25 protein-coding genes, 1 tRNA gene and 1 pseudogene are annotated in these 22067 nt (G+C 57.9%); 20 read left to right on the top strand and 7 right to left on the bottom strand.

Going from position 1 to position 22067, the window contains the following annotated elements:
* Window positions 1-88: transfer RNA gene (locus ACKF11_RS07960), tRNA-Ser, on the top strand.
* Window positions 61-615, top strand: coding sequence for a hypothetical protein (locus ACKF11_RS07955; protein ID WP_407996623.1), 555 nt, complete (start codon window positions 61-63; stop codon window positions 613-615). Before ACKF11_RS07960 ends, ACKF11_RS07955 begins: the two co-directional genes overlap by 28 nt.
* Window positions 616-1359: 744 nt before the next feature.
* Here the strand turns inward: ACKF11_RS07955 and ACKF11_RS07950 are convergent.
* Window positions 1360-1518 (bottom strand): annotated as a pseudogene (locus ACKF11_RS07950) (IS3 family transposase); the annotation flags it as partial.
* Window positions 1519-1786: 268 nt separating this feature from the next.
* Between ACKF11_RS07950 and ACKF11_RS07945 the strand changes: the two are divergent.
* Window positions 1787-2062 (top strand): hypothetical protein, encoded by a 276-nt coding sequence (locus ACKF11_RS07945; RefSeq protein ID WP_407996622.1) that lies wholly within the window; start codon window positions 1787-1789, stop codon window positions 2060-2062.
* A gap of 37 nt (window positions 2063-2099) precedes the next feature.
* On the opposite strand, the gene ACKF11_RS07940 is transcribed toward ACKF11_RS07945, so the two are convergent.
* The gene (locus ACKF11_RS07940) at window positions 2100-3167 is read right to left on the bottom strand and encodes a mechanosensitive ion channel family protein (protein ID WP_407996621.1); all 1068 of its coding nucleotides are present in this window, start codon (window positions 3165-3167) and stop codon (window positions 2100-2102) included.
* 370 nt (window positions 3168-3537) lie between these two features.
* On the opposite strand from ACKF11_RS07940, the gene ACKF11_RS07935 reads away from it, so the two are divergent.
* From ACKF11_RS07935 to ACKF11_RS07900, 8 genes are all read left to right on the top strand, one after another.
* Entirely contained in the window at window positions 3538-5388 is a 1851-nt protein-coding gene (locus ACKF11_RS07935) for a methanol/ethanol family PQQ-dependent dehydrogenase (protein WP_407996620.1), read from the top strand.
* A complete protein-coding gene (locus ACKF11_RS07930) occupies window positions 5372-5902 on the top strand; it encodes a c-type cytochrome (RefSeq protein ID WP_309565281.1) in 531 nt (176 codons plus the stop codon). The genes ACKF11_RS07935 and ACKF11_RS07930 overlap by 17 nt, the downstream gene beginning before the upstream one ends.
* On the top strand, window positions 5899-6939 hold the full coding sequence (gene coxB, locus ACKF11_RS07925; RefSeq protein WP_407996619.1) for a cytochrome c oxidase subunit II: 1041 nt from the start codon (window positions 5899-5901) through the stop codon (window positions 6937-6939). Before ACKF11_RS07930 ends, coxB begins: the two co-directional genes overlap by 4 nt.
* Before the next feature lie 4 nt (window positions 6940-6943).
* Window positions 6944-8836, top strand: a complete 1893-nt coding sequence (ctaD, locus tag ACKF11_RS07920; RefSeq protein WP_407996618.1) for a cytochrome c oxidase subunit I — start codon at window positions 6944-6946, stop codon at window positions 8834-8836.
* Complete coding sequence (locus ACKF11_RS07915) at window positions 8833-9444, top strand: cytochrome c oxidase subunit 3 (RefSeq protein ID WP_407996617.1); 612 nt, start codon at window positions 8833-8835, stop codon at window positions 9442-9444. Before ctaD ends, ACKF11_RS07915 begins: the two co-directional genes overlap by 4 nt.
* 29 nt (window positions 9445-9473) lie before the next feature.
* Entirely contained in the window at window positions 9474-9884 is a 411-nt protein-coding gene (locus ACKF11_RS07910; RefSeq protein ID WP_309565277.1) for a hypothetical protein, read from the top strand.
* Complete coding sequence (locus tag ACKF11_RS07905; RefSeq protein WP_407996616.1) at window positions 9881-10786, top strand: cytochrome c oxidase assembly protein; 906 nt, start codon at window positions 9881-9883, stop codon at window positions 10784-10786. The genes ACKF11_RS07910 and ACKF11_RS07905 overlap by 4 nt, the downstream gene beginning before the upstream one ends.
* Window positions 10787-10859: 73 nt before the next feature.
* A complete protein-coding gene (locus ACKF11_RS07900; RefSeq protein WP_309565275.1) occupies window positions 10860-11294 on the top strand; it encodes a GlcG/HbpS family heme-binding protein in 435 nt (144 codons plus the stop codon).
* 72 nt (window positions 11295-11366) lie between these two features.
* Here ACKF11_RS07900 and ACKF11_RS07895 read toward each other — a convergent pair whose 3' ends face one another.
* The 3 genes from ACKF11_RS07895 to ACKF11_RS07885 form a co-directional block, all read right to left on the bottom strand.
* Window positions 11367-11630, bottom strand: coding sequence for a hypothetical protein (locus ACKF11_RS07895; protein ID WP_407996615.1), 264 nt, complete (start codon window positions 11628-11630; stop codon window positions 11367-11369).
* 171 nt (window positions 11631-11801) lie between these two features.
* Window positions 11802-11996 carry a hypothetical protein gene (locus ACKF11_RS07890; protein WP_309565273.1) on the bottom strand — a complete coding sequence of 65 codons (195 nt, stop codon included), beginning with the start codon at window positions 11994-11996 and terminating at the stop codon, window positions 11802-11804.
* A complete protein-coding gene (locus ACKF11_RS07885) occupies window positions 11983-13251 on the bottom strand; it encodes a cytochrome P450 (protein WP_407996614.1) in 1269 nt (422 codons plus the stop codon). The genes ACKF11_RS07890 and ACKF11_RS07885 overlap by 14 nt, the downstream gene beginning before the upstream one ends.
* Window positions 13252-13574: 323 nt before the next feature.
* Here ACKF11_RS07885 and ACKF11_RS07880 point away from each other — a divergent pair, with 323 nt between their 5' ends.
* A complete protein-coding gene (locus ACKF11_RS07880; RefSeq protein WP_309565271.1) occupies window positions 13575-14747 on the top strand; it encodes a zinc-dependent alcohol dehydrogenase in 1173 nt (390 codons plus the stop codon).
* A gap of 60 nt (window positions 14748-14807) precedes the next feature.
* Window positions 14808-15041, top strand: a complete 234-nt coding sequence (locus ACKF11_RS07875; RefSeq protein ID WP_309565270.1) for a hypothetical protein — start codon at window positions 14808-14810, stop codon at window positions 15039-15041.
* Here ACKF11_RS07875 and ACKF11_RS07870 read toward each other — a convergent pair.
* On the bottom strand, window positions 15035-15523 hold the full coding sequence (locus ACKF11_RS07870) for a hypothetical protein (protein ID WP_407996613.1): 489 nt from the start codon (window positions 15521-15523) through the stop codon (window positions 15035-15037). The genes ACKF11_RS07875 and ACKF11_RS07870 overlap by 7 nt on opposite strands.
* Before the next feature lie 64 nt (window positions 15524-15587).
* Between ACKF11_RS07870 and ACKF11_RS07865 the strand changes: the two genes are divergently transcribed.
* The 7 genes from ACKF11_RS07865 (at window position 15588) to ACKF11_RS07835 (ending at window position 21150) form a co-directional block, all read left to right on the top strand.
* Window positions 15588-16937 (top strand): SDR family oxidoreductase, encoded by a 1350-nt coding sequence (locus tag ACKF11_RS07865; RefSeq protein WP_407996612.1) that lies wholly within the window; start codon window positions 15588-15590, stop codon window positions 16935-16937.
* Window positions 16918-17382 (top strand): DUF2269 family protein, encoded by a 465-nt coding sequence (locus tag ACKF11_RS07860; RefSeq protein WP_309565267.1) that lies wholly within the window; start codon window positions 16918-16920, stop codon window positions 17380-17382. The genes ACKF11_RS07865 and ACKF11_RS07860 overlap by 20 nt, the downstream gene beginning before the upstream one ends.
* A gap of 190 nt (window positions 17383-17572) precedes the next feature.
* Window positions 17573-17821, top strand: coding sequence for a hypothetical protein (locus ACKF11_RS07855; RefSeq protein WP_407994843.1), 249 nt, complete (start codon window positions 17573-17575; stop codon window positions 17819-17821).
* The gene (locus ACKF11_RS07850) at window positions 17818-19302 is read left to right on the top strand and encodes a cbb3-type cytochrome c oxidase subunit I (protein ID WP_407994842.1); all 1485 of its coding nucleotides are present in this window, start codon (window positions 17818-17820) and stop codon (window positions 19300-19302) included. Before ACKF11_RS07855 ends, ACKF11_RS07850 begins: the two co-directional genes overlap by 4 nt.
* Window positions 19299-19937 (top strand): cbb3-type cytochrome c oxidase subunit II, encoded by a 639-nt coding sequence (locus ACKF11_RS07845; RefSeq protein ID WP_407994841.1) that lies wholly within the window; start codon window positions 19299-19301, stop codon window positions 19935-19937. The genes ACKF11_RS07850 and ACKF11_RS07845 overlap by 4 nt, the downstream gene beginning before the upstream one ends.
* Complete coding sequence (locus ACKF11_RS07840; protein WP_407996611.1) at window positions 19934-20587, top strand: c-type cytochrome; 654 nt, start codon at window positions 19934-19936, stop codon at window positions 20585-20587. The genes ACKF11_RS07845 and ACKF11_RS07840 overlap by 4 nt, the downstream gene beginning before the upstream one ends.
* A gap of 2 nt (window positions 20588-20589) precedes the next feature.
* A complete protein-coding gene (locus tag ACKF11_RS07835; protein ID WP_407994839.1) occupies window positions 20590-21150 on the top strand; it encodes a hypothetical protein in 561 nt (186 codons plus the stop codon).
* On the opposite strand, the gene ACKF11_RS07830 is transcribed toward ACKF11_RS07835, so the two are convergent.
* A complete protein-coding gene (locus tag ACKF11_RS07830; protein ID WP_407996610.1) occupies window positions 21116-21958 on the bottom strand; it encodes a CopD family protein in 843 nt (280 codons plus the stop codon). The genes ACKF11_RS07835 and ACKF11_RS07830 overlap by 35 nt on opposite strands.
* Between the last annotated feature and the right edge of the window lie 109 nt (window positions 21959-22067).

Below are 22067 nucleotides of genomic sequence, written 5' to 3'. Positions count from 1 at the left end.
GGAAGTGTGGCCGAGTGGTTGAAGGCACCGGTCTTGAAAACCGGCGACCCGCAAGGGTTCGTGAGTTCGAATCTCACCGCTTCCGCCAGTTTCCTTTATATGTTTTCAGGCTCTACCCCATTATCGGGGGATACGCACTCACTAGACTCGGTTAATCACACCGTTCCAACCGCACTGAGCCAAGACCCGCATGCGGTAATTTTCAAAGTTCCTGCCTGTATTGAGTTCAGAGGGGAATGCCGGTGCTACGGCGATGAAGGCGAACGGGCTGGATGTATCAGAGAGTGCTTGCCGGTCTGGTATCGAGCACCGTTGGGCTGGTCGCGGCATGCCTGTGCAGCCGCCGACGACGAGGAACGAGGAGGAGAAGGTGTAACAGGCTTAGTTGTTATCGCCGTTTGCTTCCTGCTGTGGCGTTTATTGTTAAATCCGGGTGCTGATCAGCGCCCGTCTTCGTTTCTAGACTTTCAAATGCAGCGTCTTGTCACTGCTTGTCGTGGTGACAAGGAAAAAGCCCGTCGATTAGTCGAATACGAGCGCAAGCTCAATCCGAATCTCCGCACAGGTGTTGCCATTCAAAATGCTATTGATCGTTTGGAGAAAAACCGCAGTTGATTGCGGGGGTATGGGGGCCGCTTAAGGCCACCATGTAGACTGACGCCATTTCCAACGCTCTGAGGCGTTTTTCCGCGTGAATTGATGCCTGAGTACCAAGCCGACCGTTTTAACGCGCCCTGTAGACAATAAAAAAGCCCCGATTGGGGCTTTTGTGTTTTTGGGTTTTGATTGGCCAATCAGACCGGCAACGATGGCCACAAAAACTTTACGTGCCAGTTACACGTAAAGTATGGAACATTTTTGTTCCATTTAAGAAAGCGACGAAGTGCTCTAACCATCTTTTGCATACTTCGCATAATGTGTGTTATGTTAAATTAGATGGCAAAATTACTCCTATCCCTGTAGCGGAATTCAAAGCTCATTTGAACATTAGGCCTATCCATTACAGCTGACGACGCTTGGCACCTTTAGGACGCTCAACTCGTAACATCCAATACCAAAGGTGAAGTTTGTCGCTAACCCAGTCTGGCCGATGATGGACACCTTGATTGTGGAATCCATGCACTCTTGTTGCTTTTCTTGAAATCGACTGAAATACCAGTTTATAGGACGCGGTTTAATCGCTTGGTGAATATCTAAGGCGGGATTCTCGCGTAATTTTCGCAGAACATTGATGATATCTAGTCTACATGGGGGCTTAAAGCAGCCCCCATACCCCTGCATCATTATCTTAATATTGATTCACTTAAAATGATTCTGCGGATACTGCGTTTGTCATCAAAGGGTGAATCGGCCAGTCTTTTATAGACAGTTTGTTGCCTCAGAAAAGTATTGCCGTTCGTAGTTTACTGGGGAAAGGTTCGCGGCGTGACTATGCCGACGAATCGGGTTGTAGAACATTTCGATGTAGTCAAAGATATCCTGGCGTGCCAGCTCCCTGGTGGGATAAATTCTGCGCCTGTAATGCTAGTTGTGTTATCGGCCAGCTCCCCTGCTTCCGATGTCTGATTGGCTTTCTTTATAAAAGCGGCACGTAGGCTTAGCACACTTCGGTAAACAATGGCAATGCAGTGTAGAGGTGCCTTCTAGCAAGATCGAAGGTTGGAGATTTCATCGAGCTTGCTTTTCCTACATTCATATCAGCGTTTTCTTCTTCAACGATATTGGAACGCATCCCTATCATGAGACTGGAATTTTTATTTCATAGAATCATAGAAGGGGAAACATTATGAATGCTAGTTTTTTCGATAAGATCGTGATCAATCAGGAAGTGCATTTTAAAGCGTTGGAAGATGGTAATACATACCATTTCATTTTATCCAAGCCAGCGTTGGAAACCTGTGCAGCCTTGCTCAAAATCGATATTAAGGAAGATCTGAAGAAGCTCGAAGTATTTGAGGAGTTTGAACATGAGATTCACGCCAAGGTAAGCGAAATCCTGGCAAGCCAGGATTCGCACAAGAAGACTAGCGAAAGCAATCCCATCAGTATCAAGCAGCTTTAGTCATTAACCGCTTCCACGCCCTATTTTTCTTTCTCATTTAAGCTGCTGCGGCCTCTAGGCTGCGGATATGCATGTTGGTCGTTGGCAATGCAAAATCAACGCCCAGTTTCTTGAATTCGTTGATCATGTATAGGTTGATGGCCTGCTGCGTATCCATATATAAGTTGAAGTCGCTGGAATCCACGAAGTAGACCACTTCGAAATCCAAGGAGCTTGTTCCAAATCCTTTGAGGTGGGCTCGGTCAAACCTAGTGCGATCAGATGTTTCTATTGCGGATTTCACTATGTCAGGTATCTTGGCAAGAGTGGTTGCAGGCGTGTCGTACGTCACTCCGAACTTGAACTCTACCCGGCGCTGCGACATGCGCTTGTAATTATGGATAATGTTTTTCAGGAGTTCGGTGTTGCTGCACACGATCTGCTCGCCGCTGATGCTCCTGATGTGCGTAGTTTTCAGCCCTATCCTTTCAATGCTGCCGGCTACTTCGCCGAATACGACGAAGTCCCCTATCACGAAAGGTTTGTCCAGGCCGATGGCCAGCGATGCGAATAAGTCGCTCAGAATATTCTGCACGGCCAATGCCACAGCAACGCCGCCTACGCCCAAGCTGGCGATGAATGCAGTGATGTTGACGCCCACATTGGAGAGGATGGCCAATATCACGATCGACCAGATGGCGACTTTCAATATCCAGCTGAGCATGGAGGTGATCACCGGATTAGGGACCTGGCCTTCTTTTTCCAATAATTGCACGCTTGACCAGATGGTGATGCTCTTGCTTATCCATAATGCGATCTGGATGCCGATCACAAAGAAGGTCAAATGACTCAGTCGAGTCTCCCATCTTTCCGGAAGTTCCAAGAACTGCAGCGCAATCAGCAATGCAAATAATGCCAAGGTGATTTTTTGGGTGCTGCCAAGCACTTCGGCAATCGTGTTGTTGAATTTATGTTCGGTTCCGGCGGAAGCTTTCGACAATTTATTGATGACGATGCGCCATAAGGTGTGCAGTATTAAATAAGCTGATATTGCAATGATGATCAATGTAATCCATTGATCTAAAGACAGTCCAATAAAGGTAGTAACTTCCAAAAATTCCTGCATCCAATTTCCTCCATGGCTTTATTTTTACGGAGAAAAATTCAATGCAGATTCCCTACCCTGCCCTTGAATTTTCACTCCAACCGACAAGCCTAAGGGATTTACTTAATGACTCAATCAGAGAATTCTAATTTTTCTGTCGGACATCATTAACAATTAGGAGAGGAAGGGCCGGAATTTAGCAGTATTGGCTGCATTTAACATTTTCACTTGGATTGGGTATTCATTACATTAAATTACAGTTGTTATTTTTTGGAAATATTTTTTGAAACTTAATGGCTAGAATTGATACCAACAGGGGAAAACTTCCTTAGATGATCGAACAGCTGAATGTCTTTCATCTCCATATAAATTCGCTAAAAGGAACTATCGAGTGGATAGCTACAGAGATTTTTTCCTTTATCCGGGATGGTTGCTGGTCGGCTTTTTAACAGTCTCCTGTAGTCAAGATAGTACGCAATCGAATCCTGCTTCGTCGCCTCCTGAGGTAGCGCAGGCAAATTACCCCCATAACAATTCAACCTCACCCGCTTGGCTGGAAGCTAATGAAGACGGTCAATGGGCCATGCCGGCAAAAAACTACGCCAGCACCCGCTACAGCGGCCTGGAGCAGATCAACCGCGATAATGTGAAGAACTTGAAGCTGGCCTGGACATTCTCGACCGGCCTCACGCCGGGACATGAAGCGGCACCGGTATTCGTGAACGATACCTTGTATGTGGTCACGCCTTACCCGAATACGGTGTATGCGCTATCGCTCGACGGCAGCAAGAAATGGGAGTACAAGCCCGACACGCACCAGGAATCGCAAGGCATGGCATGCTGCGACGTGGTGAACCGCGGCCTGGTCCATGCGGACGGCAAGCTGTTCTTCAATACTCTGGACAACCATGCCATCGCCCTTGAAGCGGCCACGGGCAAGGAGTTATGGAAAACCAAGGTCGGCGACCTCAAGCGCGGAGAGACCATGACGATGGCGCCGTTGGTGGTCAAGGGGAAAATGCTGGTCGGCAACAGCGGCGGCGAGATGGGGGTGCGCGGCTGGCTGAAGGCACTGGACACTGAAACGGGCGAGCTGCTCTGGACAGCCTACAGCACCGGCCCGGACAAGGAAGTATTGATTGGCGAGGATTTCAGGCCGTTTTACCCGCAGGACCAAGGCAAGGACCTTGGGGCCAACAGCTGGCCGCCGGAAATGTGGAAAATCGGCGGTGGAACGGTATGGGGCTGGCTCTCGTACGACCCGGAGCTGGACCTGGTCTATTACGGCACCGGCAATCCCGGCCCCTGGAACCCGGATTTCCGGCCTGGCGACAACAAGTGGACATTGACGGTGTTCGCGCGCCGCCCGGACGACGGCAGCGCAATCTGGGCCTACCAAGTAGAACCTCATGACCTGTATGACTACGACGGCGTCAACGAAAGCCTGCTGCTCGACTTGCCCGTCAACGGCGAACAGCGCAAGGTACTAGTCAGGCCGGAGCGCAACGGCCATGTATACGTGATGGACCGCGCCAGCGGCGAGGTGCTGTCCGCCAACACCTATGTGCCGGTCAACGTGACCGAGGGGGTAGACCTCAAGACCGGGCAAATGCGCAAGGTGAAGGACAAACAGCCCGGCACCAACCGGACGGTACACAACATCTGTCCTGCGGCCCCAGGTGGCAAGGATTGGCAGCCTTCAGCCTATTCGCCCAGGACCGGGCTTATCTACATGCCGCATAACAACCTTTGCATGGATATGCATGGTACGCAGGCCAACTATATTGCCGGAACGCCCTATGTCGGCTCCGACGTGAAGATGTTCGCCGGGCCGGGCGGGCACCGCGGCGTCTATACCGCTTGGGACCCAGTTGCCGGCCACAAGGTATGGAGCATCAAGGAGGACTTCCCAGTCTGGAGCGGCACGGTGGCGACCGCCGGGGATATCGTGTTCTACGGCACCATGGACCGCTGGTTCAAGGCCCTGGATGCCAAAACCGGCAAGCTGCTGTGGAAATACCGCGTCGGCTCCGGCATCGTCGGACAGCCGGTCACCTTTCAGGACAAGGACGGCAAGCAGTACGTCGCCATCTTCTCGGGCGTGGGCGGCTGGTCCGGCGCTATTGTCTCCGGCGGCCTTGATGCACGCGACGGCACGGCGGCCCTGGGGTTTGCTAATGCCATGAAAGACCTGCCGAAACATACCGACAAGGGAGGGCAATTGTATGTTTTCTCCCTTTAGCAAATCTGCCGCAGCGCTTTCTTTGCCTGTAGCAGCGCTCTCCCTGCTGTTACTGAGCGGCTGCGAGGACCAGGCCGCCCTGCGCAATGCGGAAAACCCGCCCTCGCCTCCTGTCAACAGAGTAGCGGAATTCGGCCCCGGCACCGAGGATGCGGTCCTCAAGCCGCACCCCTACATGGACAACCGCCATGCGATCAACGAGGGCAAGCGGCTCTATGGTTGGTTCAACTGCGCCGGCTGCCATGCCAACGGCGGTGGCGGCATGGGTCCGCCCCTTATCGACAAGCACTGGATATACGGCAGCGAGCCTGCGCAGATATTCGCTTCCATCATGGAGGGCCGCCCGAACGGCATGCCGGCGTTTCACGGCAAAATCCCCGAGCAGGAGGCATGGAAGATCGTCGCCTATGTGCGCTCGCTAGGCGGCCTGGACAAGGACCTGCCGGCCGGCGCCAGCAGCAGGCCGTTGCAGGACGAGGCGGAATCAGACCTGCGCGAGGGCGAGACTCCATGAGCCCGCCTCAGGAGAAATGCTTACCGCGAAAATCCCTGCCGCCTGGCATTGCTGCGGCAGGCATCTGGCTCATATGCGCCTGTTCCTCGACATATGCGAGCCAATCCGCCCTGCAGCCCGGAGGCCCGCTGGCCAAGGCCATCGCCGACTTGTTCTGGGGCATGGTGGCGATCGGCGGCATCATCCTGCTCATCGTGTTGGCCATGCTGGCCGTGGCGTTGCTGAGGGCAAGGAATAAAGCCGAGCCTAAGCCCTTGACCTTCACGCAAAGCCGCAACCTGGTCTTCGTCTCGGGCGTGGTGATCCCGGCCTTGATATTGACCGTCTTCGTCATTTCCAGCGCCGCGGTCAACCGCGAGATCGTCGCGCCCATGCCCGAGCACGCCTTGACCATCCAGGTCACGGGGCACCAATGGTGGTGGGAGGTGGATTACCTCGACACGGAAGGCAACCATGTCGCCAAGACGGCCAACGAGATTCGCATTCCCGTCGGTAAGCCCGTACGCATCGCGCTCGAGGCCAGCGACGTCATCCATAGCTTCTGGATTCCGCAATTGAACGGCAAGACGGACATGGTGCCGGGCAAGCGCAACCTGACCTGGGTCAAGGCCGACCGGCCAGGCAGCTATCGCGGCCAGTGCACCGAGTTCTGCGGCAAGCAGCATGCCAAGATGGCCTTCACCGTGGATGCCGTGCCTGAAGAGGAGTTCGATGCATGGCTGCAGCGGCAGGCGCAGCCTGCGCGCGAGCCTGCCACCGAGAACGAATCCAAGGGCAGGCAGGTGTTCCTGCGCTCAAGCTGCGCCATGTGCCACGCGATCCGCGGCACCAGCGCCCTCGCCAGCGTCGCGCCGGACCTGACGCATATCGGCTCGCGCAAGACCCTGGCGGCGGGCACGCTGGACAACATGCCCGGCACCTTGTCTTCGTGGATACTCTCGCCGCAGAGCTTCAAGCCCGGCAGCCATATGCCGGCGACCGTGCTTGCGGGAGAGGACCTAGGCAACCTTGTCGAATACTTGCTCAGCCTGGAGTAGCGGAATGACCGATTCAGCATCCATCCAACACGACGAGGAAACCCGGCAACTGGAGCGCACCTGGGCGTCCCCGCCCGGCTTCTTCGCCTGGTTCACCCATGTCAACCAGACCAATATCGGCATGCGCTTCATCGTCACCGGGTTTATCTTCTTTATCCTGGGCGTGATATTGGCGCTGCTGATGCGCCTGCAGCTTGCGGTGCCCGAGAACAATTTCATGGACCCGGAAACCTATAACCAGGTGTTTACGATGCACGGCATCACCATGATGTTCCTGTTCGCGATCCCGGTCATGGAAGGCTTCGCGGTCTACATCATTCCCCTCATGCTCGGCACGCGTGACATGACGTTCCCGCGGCTCAACGCCTTCGGCTACTACATCTATCTCATCGCCGGCGTCATGATGTATGCCGCGCTGCTGCTGAAGATCGCGCCCGACGCGGGCTGGTTCAGCTATCCCCCGCTTGCCGGCGCCGCGTTCTCGCCCGGCCTCGGGCTGGATTTCTACACGACGGTGATCACCTTCATGGAAATCTCGGCGCTGGTGGCAGCAATCGAGATCATCGCCACCATATTCAAGTGCAAGGTGCCCGGCATGTCGCTCAACCGCATGCCGATCTTCGTCTGGGCCATGCTGGTGATGTCGTTCATGATCGTGTTCGCCCTGCCACCGCTAGTGATCGCGAGCCTGATGCTCGCGCTGGACCGCATGGCCGGCATGCATTTCTTCACCGCGGCCTCGGGCGATCCTATCCTATGGCAGCACCTGTTCTGGTTCTTCGGCCACCCTGAGGTTTACATCATCTTCATCCCGGCGCTGGGCATGGTCTCCAGCATCATCATCACCTTCACGCAACGGCCCATCTTCGGCTACATCCCCATCGTGCTCTCGATCGTCGCCATCGGCTTCATCGGCTTCGGGCTCTGGGTGCACCACATGTTCACGGCGGGGCTGCCCCAACTCGGCTCCAATTTCTTCACGGCTTCCAGCGCCATGATCGCCATCCCGAGCGGCGTGCAGATCTTCTGCTGGATCGCTACGCTATGGGGCAGCAAGCCCAAGCTCGCGACGCCCTTGCTGCACGTGCTGGGCTTTTTCCTCATCTTCATCATCGGCGGCCTTAGCGGCGTGATGGTGGCCTCGGTGCCGTTCGACATGCAGGCGCACGACACCTATTTCGTCGTCGCCCACTTCCACTACGTGCTGATCGGCGGCGCGGTGTTTCCATTGCTGGGCGGACTGTATTACTGGTATCCCAAGTTCACCGGCCGCATGATGAGCGAGCGCCTCGGCAAGATCGCGTTCTGGGTGACCTTCGCCGGCTTCAACTTGACCTTCTTCCCGATGCACAAGCTCGGGCTGGACGGCATGCCCCGGCGCGTCTACACCTATCTCGACGGCCTAGGCTGGAACGAGGCCAACTTCTTTATCAGCATCAGCTCCACGGTGCTTGCGCTGGGCTTCCTGTTGACCCTGGTCAATGTGCTAGCCAGCCTCAAGCGCGGCAAGGTGGCCGGGGACAATCCCTGGAACGCGGATACGCTGGAATGGGCCACCAGCTCCCCTCCCCCTTCGTACAATTTCCGCCACATCAGGACGGTGGACAGCCGCTACCCGTTATGGTCCGGCACCGGCGGCCTGGAGCAGAACCCGGTGGTCACCGGCATCCGCAGCGACCGGCGCGAAATCCTGCTCACCTCCATCCTCGAATCGCACCCGGAAGCGCGGCAGCCGCTGCCTGGCCCGTCGCCCTGGCCTTTCTGGCTCGCAGTCGCCACCGCCCTCACCTTTGCCGGCCTGATGGTACATATGGCCATCCCCCTGTTGGGCTTTCTGCTTTGCTTCATTGCCATTACCGGCTGGATATGGCCTAAACAACTGGGAGCGGCAAAATGAGCCTGCATGCCGATATCGACGCCAGCAAACTGCCGGATTACAGCTATGAATTCAGGTCGCCCCTGTGGTGGGGCATCGTCGGACTCATGACGGTAGAAGGCACGGTAGTCGCCACCCTGATCGCGAGCTTCTTCTATCTGCAGGGCAATCATGCCGCCTGGCCGCCCGCAGGCACCAGCCCGCCGGAACTGCTGTTGCCTACCTTGTCCACCGTGGTTTTGCTCGCCAGCATGGTGCCGGTCTACCTTACCGATAAGGCCTTCAAGCGCGGCGACGCCAATCCATTGGCATGGATGCCGCTGGCGAGCATCGCCCTGGCGCTGGTGTTCCTAGGCATCAAGGCCTATGAATATGCCAGCCATGTCGATTTCCGCTGGGACACCCATGCCTACGGCTCGATAGTCTGGCTCATGATCGGATTTCATAGCGCCCACGTGATTGCAGTGATTTTCAAGACGTTGATAATCGTCTACTTGGCGCGCAGGCGTTACTTCACGCCGGAAAAAAGGATTGCCGTCACCGTGAACGGGCTCTATTGGTATTTCGTCGCGGCGGCATGGATACCGCTTTACCTGACCATTTACCTGGGCTCCCGTATCTGGAGCTGAGGCGTTGACCGACCAAAGGAATCATCAGCATGCGCGACCCGATCAAAATCGCGGAACACAATCCCAGCTTTGCACTCGCACTGCTCTGGATATGCATTCTGGCGGGCCCTATCAGCTGGAGCCTGCAGTTGAGCGTGGCTTATCCCATTCTCGACTGGTCCTGCCGGGAAGAGCAATTGATCCCCGTGCATGCCGCGACCATTGCGGCCTTTTTGTTCAGCGCCGCCAGCGCCTACCTGAGCTGGCACAACTTGCAGCTGCACAAGACCCTGGCCCGCATCAACGAGAATCCGCAATCGCACAAGCGCGGCAGCGAGAGTGAAAGCGAGATGCCGCCGCGGCAGTTCATGGCATTGGCAGGCTTCATGCTCAGCCTGTTCTTCCTGCTGGTGATCGTGATCCAGTGGCTGCCCGTCCTGGTGCTGGACCCGTGCATATGAAGCGGCTTGCCGCCTTCATTGCCTGCCTGCATGCCGCACAGGCCTGGGCCCACCCGATTGGCGGCCGCCACCACGCCAACCCCTGGCTGGAACTGCTGCAAGATTATTGGGTGGCGCTCCCGGTCGGACTGGCGCTTGTACTCTATCTCGCCGGGCTCTACCGCTTGACGCGCAAGGCAGGCAGGCCGACCAGTTATACGCCCATGCGCGTCAAGGCGTTCCTGCTTGCCTGGGCCTCGCTCGTGGCCGCCTTGTTTTCCCCCGTGGATACCTTGGGCAATGCCTATTTCTCCATGCACATGGTGCAGCATGAGTTGTTGATGATTATCGCCGCGCCGCTTTTCGTCATCGCCCGCCCCCTTTCGATGTGGGCATGGGCTTTCCCCCGCGCAGCGGCAAAAGTCGGCAAGGTGACCTCCGGCGCCAGTTTTTCGCGCTTCTGGCGAACGCTGACCAATCCGCTCACCGCCTGGACGGTACATGCAGGTGTGCTGTGGGGGTGGCACGTGCCGGAACTGTTCGAGACCGCGCTGCATTACCCGCTGGTACATGACCTGCAGCACCTCAGCTTCTTTTTCTCCGCCTTGCTGTTCTGGTGGTCGCTCATGCGCCTGAGCAACACGCGCAGCCCTGCGGTATCGGGCCTGGTGTCGCTGTTCACCACCGCATTGCACACCGCCTTGCTCGGCGCGCTGCTGACCTTCTCGAGCCGGGTCTGGTACCACAGCTACATCATTCCCGCAGGCAGCCTGGAACTGGCCTTGCAGGACCAGCAGCTGGGCGGGCTCATCATGTGGATTCCGGGCGGCCTTGCCTATCTGGCGGTGGCGCTGGCGATCTGCTATCGCCTGCTCAGCACGGAAAGCAGGAGCCGACCTGCAACAAAACAGGCCGGCGGATGACTGACAGTTAGTTTTGAATCAGGGAAATTAAGCAGCACGCTCCACTCTTTACAAACCACAAAGGAGAACCATCATGCACGTCACAATAGAACAAGCCAGGAACATTATCGAGCAGGCCACGCGCAAGGCCGAGGCTATCGGTGTGAAAAGCTGTATCGCCGTGCTGGACTCTGGCGCCAACCTCAAGGCGTTCTCGCGCATGGACGACGCCTGGGTAGGCAGCATAGACGTCGCGGTCAAGAAGGCGAAGACCGCCTGCTTTTTCGCCATGCCTTCCGGTGAAATCGGCAAGTTGTCGCAGCCGGGCCAGCCCTTGTACGGCATAGAGCACTCCAATGAAGGCCTCATCACCTTTCCAGGCGGTTTGCCCATCGTGGATGACGAAGGCGTGTTGGTGGGTGCAATAGGTGTCAGCGGCGATACGGTGGAAAACGACCACATCGTAGCCAAGGCCGGCGCCGAGGCGGCAGGCAGCTGCGACCTGCCCAAGCATCCCTGGCGCACATAAACGAATGCCCGCAGGCTCAGTCAGAGAGCCTGCGGGCATTTACTCATGCTTCGATTCAATCCGCTGGACGGGCTAACGGCCCTCCTGTCTGTTTCGCGGCTGCTCTGTCGAAGTATGGTTACGCTGGTCATGGCGGGAGGGTTTTACATTGGGGTCCGCCTGTTGATCGGTCGCGTTTTCAATGGCCTTCTGCTTACCATCTCTCGATGCTTTTTCATCCTGGTTGCGAGGCGTATTGGCATCGTCCAGCGCGCGGGGATTGATTTCTTCCGCCGCATAGGCGCTGGACAGGCCAAGACCGAGGCTCAGGGCGGCAATGCATAATATGGATTTCACTGGTCTGCTCCTTTCGTATGAATGAAGTTCCAGCATAGACGGGCAAGACGGAAGGCAATGTAGTCCGGGTGCTGAAACAGCGCTAGAAAACCTCATGGGCGCTTGTATGAAAAACCAACGCCAGGATGGATGCATGAGTTCATACAGAGCAGGCAGGAGCAGCCCCACCTGTCAGGGTTTGACGAGCATGGACCTAGCCTTTTCCGTGATGCGGTGATGCTGCTCCATGTCCGGCAAGATCAGTTCGGCCTTGATCAGGAAATCGCGCAGGCCATCGGCAATTTCTGCCGCCCTGCCTTCTTGTTCGGCTTCCCACACTTTATTCAATGCTTTCCACTGCAATGACGTCAGCTCATGGGCTTGCATATTTTTTCTCCAAATGGCTAGGGGTAAGGACAGGCTGGATAATGAACCCGCTTTCCGGCAATGCCGGAATCCTGCCAAGGTCCAGCCTCAGGTCTTGATCAGGGACGGTGTATTCCAGTTCGTGAACCAGCATCTGAACAATGGTCTTCATGAGCGCGATCGTGATCCATTCCCCAGGGCAACGGTGGTGGTATTCATAGGTTGCGCCGCCATTGGCGATCAAGCCGAAACTGTTGCCGTCCCAATCCTTGAAGCGCTCAGGCATGAATTGCTCCGGGTCTTGCCACAATGCCGGGTCGCGGTGCGTGCCGTAGATGTCCAGCAGCACGCGATGCCCGCGCCTGAATTCCAGGCCTTGCCAATGAAAATCTTGGCGCACGATGGCGGCAAGGAAAGGAAAGAAGGGATAGAAGCGCCTGACCTCGAGCACGAACCAGTCCAGGTAACGTTCGTCGCCCTGCAGCAGCTTTTGCCTGCAAGCCGGAAATGAATGCAACGCCAGCGCGCTGAATACGGCAAGCTGCGCCACTGCCACGGTAGGACGCAATATATTGATCAGTTCGACGGCCGCCACGTGCAGCGGCAACAGTTGTCCCTGTTCGTCACGATGCCAGGCGACCGCCTGCAATACGCTGTCCGGCTGTTCCGGCTTGCCGTAGTGGCGGATATCCTCGACCAGTTGCCCGATCCAGCGCTCGCATGACTTGCGCGCCATCCTGCCGCGCCAGTGATGCAGGCCCAGCCGGGCGCCGCTGTCTATCATATTGCCGAATTCCTGCGCGCGCCGTCCCAGTTCCTGGCTGGCCAGCGGTACGCCGGCCCAGGCGCATACGCTCTTACACAGCAGTCTTTGCGCCTCGCGTAACAACACGATTTTACTGCCGGGCTTCCATTGACGGATGGCTTCGCGCCAATGGTTGTGATGCAGGCGCACGAGCTGCTCGATATGCGCATGCGTCATGAGTTCGCGGATGAACATCTGCTTGCGGTGGCGATGCGCATGGTCGTCCATTCCCTGCACCCCGCCTACACCGACAAGCGTTTTCTGCGCACGCGCAGGCATGGCCCCGGAGCGTACGAATTTTTCGTTGTCGTAAAACAGCCTGGCCGCCGCTTCGCCCTGCATGCAGATGGTGGGATGCATCATCAGGCGGGTTTTGAAAGCTTTGACTCCCAGCGCGCGACAAGTGCTGTCGATGAAGACATATCCTTTTTTCCATAGCGCATAAGTGCTTTCGAGCGGAGGGGCGGTCATGGAACTCCTCTTGGATGAAGAAATATAAAAGCGGCCAGATGCCGCTAGGCATGAATGATGCAATGCAGGGCTAGACCTTGGCAGGCGCGATTATCGGATTCTCATGTCGGTAAATATTACTGATCCTGTCTTACGCTAGCGGCGATATCGGCAAAGGAATGGAATTCTTACAGCGCTTTCAGCAAAGCGCGGATGAACCGGCGGCTCATGCTTGGCTAGCATCACATCAGGTTGCTGTCGGGCTCAGTGCCCGGGCCAACTGAATATTTACGGCAGGCAGCTGCGCTACCGTTTTCACTTTCCACCTACAGAAGGAGTACCTCATGCGCGCGTTGACATACCACGGTAGTAAAGATGTCCGTATCGAAACGGTTCCAGACCCCATCCTCCAGGCCTCCGATGATGTCATTATCCGCGTCACCTCCACTGCCATCTGCGGGTCGGACCTGCATCTTTACCGCGGCAAGATCCCCGATCTGCATGACGGCGATATCCTCGGGCATGAGTTCATGGGCATCGTTGAAGACGCGGGCCAGGGCGTTACCCAGGTGAAAAAAGGCGACCGCGTAATCATCCCGTTCGTGATCGCCTGCGGCCACTGCTATTTTTGCGACCAGCAGCAATTCGCTGCTTGCGAAACCACCAATCCCGGCCGTGGCCCCAGCCTCAACAAGAAAACCGCCACGCCGCCCGCCGCCTTGTTCGGCTACAGCCATCTATATGGAGGCATTCCCGGCGGCCAGGCGGAACTGGTACGCGTGCCTCAGGGCAATGTGGGTCCGTTCAAGGTCAACGGCAGCCTGGCGGATGAGCAGGTACTGTTCTTGACCGATATCCTGCCTACCGGCTACCAGGCCGTACTCAATGCCGAAGTGGGTGAAGGCGACAGCCTGGCTATTTTCGGCGCAGGCCCGGTCGGCCTGATGGCAGCGGCCTGTGCCCGCATGCTGGGCGTGGAGACGATTTTCATGATCGACGACCTGCAATACCGGCTGGATTTCGCCCAGGCGCAATACAACACAATCAGCATCAACCTGGACGAGGTCGAAGACCCTGCCGAGTACATCCTGGAGCATACCGCGCATCGCGGCGTGGATGCCTCGATCGATGCTGTCGGCTTCGAGGCCAAGGGCAGCATGGTGGAAACCGCCCTGACGACATTGAAACTGGAAACCAGCAGCGGCAAAGTGATTCGCCAATGCATTGCCGCCACCAGGCGCGGCGGCACGGTCAGCATCCCTGGCGTATATGCAGGGTTCATCCACGGCTTCCTGCTCGGGGATGCATTCGACAAGGGGTTGACGTTCAAGATGGGCCAGACCCATGTGCACCGCTTTCTGCCCGAGCTGTTGGAGTTCATTGAAAACGGCGACCTGCACCCGGCCGACATCATTACCCATCGCATGTCGCTGGAGGACGCGCCGCTGGGCTACCGCATCTTCAACGATGCTGAGGAAAACTGCCGCAAGGTCGTATTGACCCCGGGCCTGCATTAGCAAGGCCTGCGTCAACAATGGCATGGCTTGCGACTTTATCAGATGACAGAAAGAAAAATCATGGCAAGAGTAGATGAGTTCAAGGTGTCTTCCCCGCTGCATCTCGCAGAAAACATGCCTGAAGGCCATGGTTTCGTGATCAAGCCCGTCGACGATTCGTTCGACGCCCTGGAAGGTTTCCAGAAAATCGTCATGGCGGTCTTTGGAAGCATAGGAAGCGATTATGGTATCGAAACCAACCGCCGGCCCAACGGGATGATCGACAAAATCGTGTGCCGGCAGATTACTTATTGAGCTGGCTTGCCAGGCGCCCGTTTCTGTAACCGGTGCCTGGCCAGCTTCTGCCGGGCAAGGCCGAAAGCGAATGCTGCATATACTGCAAGCAGCGAGAGGCGCGAGAGGCGCATTTCATAGCCTGGCCTCAGGCGGCGCGGCGTCAGATGATAGTCGACGTAGCATGCCAGGGCCGCAATGACGGCTGCATCCGCGTAGAGCTGCAAGGCGTTGCCTTCCTGCCTCGACCTGGTCGCATGCTCGTAGATAAGGGCCCAGAAGGTGGCGGAGGCATGATGGATCGTATAGCCCAGCACGGTGTGCGTCACATCCGCTCCGTCGTGACGGGCCGCGTCATCTCCCCACACCCAATGACTGATTGCATTGATAGGAGCCGCATATGCCCCGTTTTCCAGTTTTCCACATATGGCCAGCGCCAATGCCGAACTCACGCTGGCATATGTTCCCGTGCTCAACCCGCGCCTGCATAGACCTTTTGGCATGATGCGCCTCCGTATTTGGTTGAAAAAAGTCGCGGCCAGCGTTTCCGGCTCCCTTCATAGAGCCATGACGCAGCACGCAAGTTCAACCGCAGCGCCGCCTTTGCCCGATGACGCAAAGCCCAGGGTCGTGTTGATACTGGGAGCAAACGGCTTTCTCGGCAGGCATTTCGTAGCGGCGCTTAAGCAACAAGGGCATAGCGTCATTGCCGGGGTGCGCAAGCTGCCTGCAGCCAGCCACCCCGATATCGCGTATATCGAAACGGATTTCGCACAGGGTCTCGATATCCAAGACTGGCTGCCGGTACTCGACGGCGTGGATGTCGTCATCAACGCCGTCGGCCTGTTGCGCGAACATGGCGGACAGACATTCAGCGCCCTGCATGAGCAAGCGCCTGCCGCCTTGTTCAGGGCCTGCCAGCAGTCCAGGGTGGGGCTGGTCATTCAGATATCTGCGCTGGGGACCGACGAAGAGGCAGCCAGCGCCTATCACCTGAGCAAGAAGTCCGCCGACGATGCGCTCAGGGCATTGGACATCCCGGCCTTCATCCTGCAACCCTCGCTGGTATTCGGCCAGGACGGCGAGAGCGCGCGCCTGTTCGCCATGTTGGCCAGCCTGCCCGTGCTGCCACTGCCCGGAGGGGGATGCCAGCTTCTACAGCCCGTGCATATCCATGACCTGACGGAATTGGTGCAAGCCCTGGTGCCGCTCAATCCGGCGGGAACCATCACCATTGCCGCGGCGGGCCCGCAAGCGCTGACCTTGCGCGAATATTGCGGTGCCTTGCGACAGCAGATGGGCCTTGGCAGGCTGAGGGCATTCACTCTGCACCGCATGGTCGCGAAGCTGGCGGCGTGGGCCGGGCAATGGCTTCCCTCCAGCCTGCTGACGCCCGAGACGCTGGCGATGCTGGAACGCGGCAATATCGCGGACACTGAGGATATGCGCTTCTTTCTGGGCCGCGACGCCATGCCGGTCGAGTCATTCATCAAACCGGCGGAGGCCGACGGATGGCGCTCGCTCGCGCTGCTCGGCTGGCTGCTGCCCTTGCTCAGGTTCAGCATCGCCGTGGTATGGATAGTCACTGGGCTACTGTCGCTCGGGATCTACCCGGTTCAGGAAAGCTACGCATTGCTTGCCGAGGTCGGCCTGGAAGGCTCGACGGCGAGCGTGGCCTTGTACGGGGCGGCCTTGCTTGACATCAGCTTCGGCATTGCCACCTTGTTGCTGCGCAAGCGGCGGTTGCTCTGGCAGCTGCAGATTGCCGTCATCCTGGGCTACACCCTGATACTCAGCTGGTTTATCCCCGCATTCTGGCTGCATCCCTTCGGGCCGTTGCTCAAGAACCTGCCCATGGCGGCACTGATCTATATGTTGATGACACTGGAGCGCCAGGATGGATTACCTCGTCGTTAAGTGGCTGCATATCGTCTCATCCACCATATTGTTCGGCACCGGCATCGGTTCCGCCTTCTATATGCTGGTCACCAGCCTGAAAGGCGATGCAAGGAATACTGCCGGCGTGGCGCGCCTGGTCGTGCTTGCCGATTGGATATTCACCACGCCTGCCATCATCGTCCAGCCTGTCACCGGCTTCTACCTGATGCATCGTGCCGGTTATCCGATCATGCAGGGCTGGATCATATGGTCCATCGCGCTTTACCTGCTGGCCGGCGCCTGTTGGCTGCCGGTAGTGTGGCTGCAGATACGCATGCACAAGATGGCCGTGCTCGCCGCCCATGCGCGCGAACCCTTGCCCCCGCAGTACCAACGGTACCTGCGCTACTGGGTGCTGCTCGGCATCCCGGCATTCCTCGCCTTGTTGTGCGTCTTTTACCTGATGACGGCAAAGCCGCTTTAGGCAGCAATCCATGCGCTTGGAATGCCCGAGCTCTCGCGACAAGCGGCGTCTGCCTCCTATCTTGCCCATGCTTGCCTGACCAGGGCGTTGGTTTTTCTGACATGGCTTTAGGAAAACTGAGTAGTGCCAACGGCACAGGTTCACCTCTACATTCATTGTGGTTATTTCCTTTTTCTCTACAGGAGTTCGAATGCTTGCCAATTCGTTTGCGATCATCCTGCTCAGCCTCGTGGTGGGGATTCCCCCGTTGGTATTCCTGCTTTTCGCCATCTCCCATGGGCAGTTCGACAATATCGGGGCCACTGCGGATTCGATTTTCGAGGTGGAAGAATTGCGCTACTCCCGCCCCTGGGAAACGCGCGAGCAGGCTGAAGAGCGCATGCAGCGGCACGGCGGCCTGCTCCGCAATCCGCAACGCGAATGGGAGCGCTGGCTATGACTGAAGCAGTCGCCTCACCCCGTACCCAGCAAGACAGCACGCTGGATCACAGCAAGCTCAGGATAAGCGCCGAAGAGGTCTCCGCTTATGACCACTCCGGCAGGCAGCCGGTCCTGCTCGGTTTTTTTATCGCTATTATCTGGCTGCTCGCAGGCACGGTCATGGGCGACATCAGCAGCTTCAAGTTCGACCGTCCCGACTTCCTTACCGAGCAGGCCTACCTGACGTTCGGCCGCATCCGCCCGGCGCACCTCAACGTCATGGTCTATGGCTGGGCTTCCACCGCCATGTTCTCGGTTTCCCTGTGGCTGATGCCCAGGCTGTGCCGCACGCAGCTGCGCTGGGCCAAGGCCGCCGTCGCCGGCATCCTGATCTGGACCGTGGGGCTGGGCGTGGGCGTGGCCCTGCTGCTGGCGGGCTATAGCGACGGCCTGGAATGGCTGGAGCTGGACCGCATCTGGGCCGACCCGCTCCTGGTGGTGGGCGCCGCCCTGGTAGGCGCGTCGATCTGGAAGACGCTTTCAGTGCGCAACGTGCATCACCTGTATGTGTCGGTATGGTATGTCGCGGCATCCTACCCATGGTTCCTCATCATCTTCATTGCGGGCAACCTGCCCATCTTTCAAGGCGTGGAATCGGCTGCGGTCAACTGGTTCTACGCCCATAACGCCCTCGGCTTATGGCTCACCACCGTCAACCTCGGGCTGATCTACTACCTGCTGCCCAAGATCATCGGCCGCCCGATCTATTCGTACTGGCTTTCCCTGATCGGGTTCTGGGGGCTGGCATTGTTCTATGCGCTCAACGGCATGCATCACCTGATCGGCGGGCCGCTGCCCTCATGGATGATCGCCACCTCGATTACCGCCAGCATCATGATGGTGGTGCCGGTAGTTGCGGTCGGCATCAACCAGCATATGACCGTGGTCGGCCGCTTCGGCGCCATGCGCTATTCGCCGGCGCTGACCCTGGCGGTCATCGCGGCCATGTCCTACACCGCAGTCTCCTTGCAGGGCATTCTCACCGCCCTGGTCAGCGTCAACCGCATCACCCATTTCACGCACTGGACCATCGCCCACTCGCACCTGGGGCTTTATATGTTCGTGACCTTGTCCTTGTTCGGCGGCATGTATTACATCCTGCCGCGCGTGCTCAAGAAGGAGTGGCCGAGCACGCGGCTGATCCGTGCGCATATCCTGCTTGTCGGCGGCGGCATGGTGCTCTACGTGGTGGCGCTGGGCATAGGCGGCGTATTGCAGGGCTTGAGCCTGCTGGCTCCGGGCCAGGGCTTCGAGGCTTCCGTGGAAAGCGCACGCCCGTGGTTACTCATGCGCAGTGTGGCGGCTGTGATCATTTCTGCCGGGCATATCGTATTTGCCTATCATGCCTACCTGCTGGCCTTTACGCGCCATGGCAGCATCAGGCGGCACCCTCCCTTCTTTGAGATCAAGCCCGTGCTGGTTAGAAAGAAGGCGCCATGACCAGATTGCTCGTATTGATCATGGGGGCGATGGCAACGGTGATATTCGCCCTAGTCATCCTGGTGATACTGCCCAAGAGCATGCTCTCGTCGATGCAGGCGCCGCCCGAACTCAAGGAGCCGACTGCGCAACAACTGGCCGGGCGCCAACTCTATATCAGCAACGGCTGCATCTATTGCCACACTCAGCAGGTGCGCGACCCCAGCTTTACCGCCGATATCAGCAAGGGCCTGGGGACGCGGCCTTCCGTGCCCGAGGATTACGTTCACGACAACCCCCACCTGCTCGGCACCATGCGAACCGGGCCGGACCTGTTCAATGTGGGCTCGCGCCTGCCCGACCGTAACTGGCAACTGCTGCACCTTTACCAGCCGCGCGCGTTGGTGCCATGGTCCATCATGCCCGCCTTTCCGTTCCTGTTCCGGCATAAAGCCGAAGCCGAGCCCGGCGACAAGGTGCTGGACGTGCCCAAACCTTATGCGCCGGCGGATGGCGTGGTCGTGGTGACTGAAGAGGCGGAAGCCCTGGTGGCTTACCTGCTCAGCTTGAAGCACGACTATCCTGCTCCCAATGACCCATTAAAGCCTGCCAATGACAATCCAGAGAATGACAACCCAGAAGAGGCGCAGCCATGATTGATGAAAACCGTCACCATGACCACCCTATCCAGTCGGAGAAAAACGAAGTATCCACCCTGGCTTTGCACGACGACGCCATGCATGAAACCGCCGAGCCTTTCGAGGATACGATCAAGGGCCCCGTCTGGTTTTACCTATTCGTCGTATTATCCATGGTTGTGGGCGCGTTCTACCTGGGGCGGCATATGGGCAGGCTGGACACCGCGGCGCATATCGGCTTCCTGCATGAAGGCGGCAAACCGGGCCAGGCGCAGGAAAGCGCTTCGGCTGCCACGGTGTCCGGCGCCTCTATCTTCGGCAGCCGTTGCGCCACCTGCCACCAAGCCAACGGTCAAGGCGTGCCGGGCGCCTTCCCGCCGCTGGTAGGGGCAAAATACGTGCTTGAAAGCCCGGAAGTGCTGGTTAACATCATCCTGCACGGGCTGCAAGGCGAGATCGAGGTGGCAGGGCAAACCTATAACGGCATCATGCCGCCATGGGCCTCGCAACTGGGAGACGAGGAAGTGGCCGCGGTCGCCAGCTATATCCGCTCCGAGCTCGGAGACAACAAGGCAGACAAGGTGGATGCAGCCCTTGTGAAAAAGGTGCGCGAGCAGACCAAGGACCGCCAGACCCCATGGACGGCGGACGAACTGGAGGCCTTGTAAATATGAAGCCGCATGCCGCACTCAAAGAATCTTTCACCATATCCGGGTTCTTCAAGCAACAAGGCCAGGTGGACAACGTACTGGCGGAATGCCTGCGGCTGGGCATCCCGCGCGACCTCATCGATGTCGCGCTCTCGGAAAAGGCGGCGGCGAAGTTTTCCTCCCTGCGCGCCAAGAAGAACACCGACAGCTGGTTCGCCTGGACTGGCAGAGGGGCGCTGGCTGGCCTGCTGATCAGCTCTGCGCTCACCATGGCGATTATCCTGCTGGCAGGGTATGAGGTCACGGAGAAGATGGCGTTCGTGCAACTGTTAGGGCCCGATATCGGCATTATCGTCGGCGCGGCATTGGGGGCGTTATACGGCTGGCTGCGCGACAGCGATACCAATGTCGTCATGCAGCGCGCATTGGAGCGGGACGACGCCATGCTGTTGCTGGTATATCTGCAGCCGCCTGGAGAGGCGGCGCGTATAGAGCAGATATTCGGCCGTCACGGCGGAGAGGAAGTAAGCTTGCAACCCACTGAGCTCAATCCGGCGGAAGCTGCGTCAGCAACGAAGTGAACAGCACCAGCACGAGCGCAAAGAAGAATTCGAGAGTCAGCCCGTTATCGTAAGCTGCCATGCTAAATCCGGGCTGCCGCAGCAAGCGCCTCAATTGCCAGGCGCAAGCCGCAATTGCCGCCACCGCGGCCAGCTTGAGCCCCAGCATGGCGGCATAGGTCCAGCCCAGACCGCCCTCCTCCGCATATTGCAGCCATGCCCTTGCCGCCCCGCTGGCTAGCGCCAGCAAAAACACCGGCAACGCCACGCGGGAAAAAAAGCTGAACTCACGCAGCGACATCCATGAATTGTCAGCAAGCCTAAGCACCAGCATGAGGCTCATCCCTCCCAGCCAAAGCAGGGCGCATCCCATATGCGCCAAGTCTATCCAGTATGTCCAATTCCACATGCCGAGTTCGCCGGCATGCGACGCCAGTGCCAACGCGCCCAGCATTGCCAGGCAGGCAGTGCGGGCCACCCAGCTTTTCCAGCAGCTAACGGCAGCCAGCAAACAAAGCCAGTACGCCAGCCATGCATGGCCGAAGGCGCTGAACCGCAGCAGCTCGAGCATTTCGCCGGGACTGGCGACAGACATCGCTGCCGCGTTGAAAGCATCCTCACCGCTCAAGGCCGCACTGTTCAGCGCCAGCAACAAGGCCGCGCTGCCAAGCGCGAATGCGGTCCAGTTGAAATATTTCCGCCAGGCCAACAGGCGCTGGAGGCGCCACTCCCATAATTGCATGCCGGAGAGCATGGCCAGCGCCATATAGGCACAGGCCCGTGCAAGCGCTCCATCAAGCAGGTGGGCATGGTCGAAGAGCCTGTTCATCTTTTCATAGGGTCCGTTGCCCCGGCGGTGTGGTCGATGCAAGGCGCAAACCGCAGCCGTGCTGATTGCCCGGCGAGGATTTGCAACGCGGCAGCGGCTGCGCTGCCGG

The organism is Methylobacillus draconifructus (assembly GCF_045984385.1).
GTDB lineage: Bacteria > Pseudomonadota > Gammaproteobacteria > Burkholderiales > Methylophilaceae > Methylobacillus > Methylobacillus flagellatus_A.
Note: the sequence above shows the minus strand (reverse complement) of the source record. Positions and strands in the feature narration are given on the sequence as shown.

Coding starts and splice junctions, on each gene's coding strand:
- ACKF11_RS07930 (WP_309565281.1), top strand. CDS start 5,372: ATGTTTTCTCCCTTTAGCAAATCTGCCGCAGCGCTTTCTTTGCCTGTA.
- ACKF11_RS07865 (WP_407996612.1), top strand. CDS start 15,588: ATGACGCAGCACGCAAGTTCAACCGCAGCGCCGCCTTTGCCCGATGAC.
- ACKF11_RS07855 (WP_407994843.1), top strand. CDS start 17,573: ATGCTTGCCAATTCGTTTGCGATCATCCTGCTCAGCCTCGTGGTGGGG.
- ACKF11_RS07835 (WP_407994839.1), top strand. CDS start 20,590: ATGAAGCCGCATGCCGCACTCAAAGAATCTTTCACCATATCCGGGTTC.
- ACKF11_RS07885 (WP_407996614.1), bottom strand. CDS start 13,251: ATGACCGCCCCTCCGCTCGAAAGCACTTATGCGCTATGGAAAAAAGGA.
- ACKF11_RS07900 (WP_309565275.1), top strand. CDS start 10,860: ATGCACGTCACAATAGAACAAGCCAGGAACATTATCGAGCAGGCCACG.
- ACKF11_RS07860 (WP_309565267.1), top strand. CDS start 16,918: ATGGATTACCTCGTCGTTAAGTGGCTGCATATCGTCTCATCCACCATA.
- ACKF11_RS07830 (WP_407996610.1), bottom strand. CDS start 21,958: ATGAACAGGCTCTTCGACCATGCCCACCTGCTTGATGGAGCGCTTGCA.
- ACKF11_RS07880 (WP_309565271.1), top strand. CDS start 13,575: ATGCGCGCGTTGACATACCACGGTAGTAAAGATGTCCGTATCGAAACG.
- ACKF11_RS07840 (WP_407996611.1), top strand. CDS start 19,934: ATGATTGATGAAAACCGTCACCATGACCACCCTATCCAGTCGGAGAAA.
- ACKF11_RS07875 (WP_309565270.1), top strand. CDS start 14,808: ATGGCAAGAGTAGATGAGTTCAAGGTGTCTTCCCCGCTGCATCTCGCA.
- ACKF11_RS07940 (WP_407996621.1), bottom strand. CDS start 3,167: ATGCAGGAATTTTTGGAAGTTACTACCTTTATTGGACTGTCTTTAGAT.
- ACKF11_RS07845 (WP_407994841.1), top strand. CDS start 19,299: ATGACCAGATTGCTCGTATTGATCATGGGGGCGATGGCAACGGTGATA.
- coxB (WP_407996619.1), top strand. CDS start 5,899: ATGAGCCCGCCTCAGGAGAAATGCTTACCGCGAAAATCCCTGCCGCCT.
- ACKF11_RS07905 (WP_407996616.1), top strand. CDS start 9,881: ATGAAGCGGCTTGCCGCCTTCATTGCCTGCCTGCATGCCGCACAGGCC.
- ctaD (WP_407996618.1), top strand. CDS start 6,944: ATGACCGATTCAGCATCCATCCAACACGACGAGGAAACCCGGCAACTG.
- ACKF11_RS07910 (WP_309565277.1), top strand. CDS start 9,474: ATGCGCGACCCGATCAAAATCGCGGAACACAATCCCAGCTTTGCACTC.
- ACKF11_RS07915 (WP_407996617.1), top strand. CDS start 8,833: ATGAGCCTGCATGCCGATATCGACGCCAGCAAACTGCCGGATTACAGC.
- ACKF11_RS07850 (WP_407994842.1), top strand. CDS start 17,818: ATGACTGAAGCAGTCGCCTCACCCCGTACCCAGCAAGACAGCACGCTG.
- ACKF11_RS07870 (WP_407996613.1), bottom strand. CDS start 15,523: ATGCCAAAAGGTCTATGCAGGCGCGGGTTGAGCACGGGAACATATGCC.
- ACKF11_RS07890 (WP_309565273.1), bottom strand. CDS start 11,996: ATGCAAGCCCATGAGCTGACGTCATTGCAGTGGAAAGCATTGAATAAA.
- ACKF11_RS07945 (WP_407996622.1), top strand. CDS start 1,787: ATGAATGCTAGTTTTTTCGATAAGATCGTGATCAATCAGGAAGTGCAT.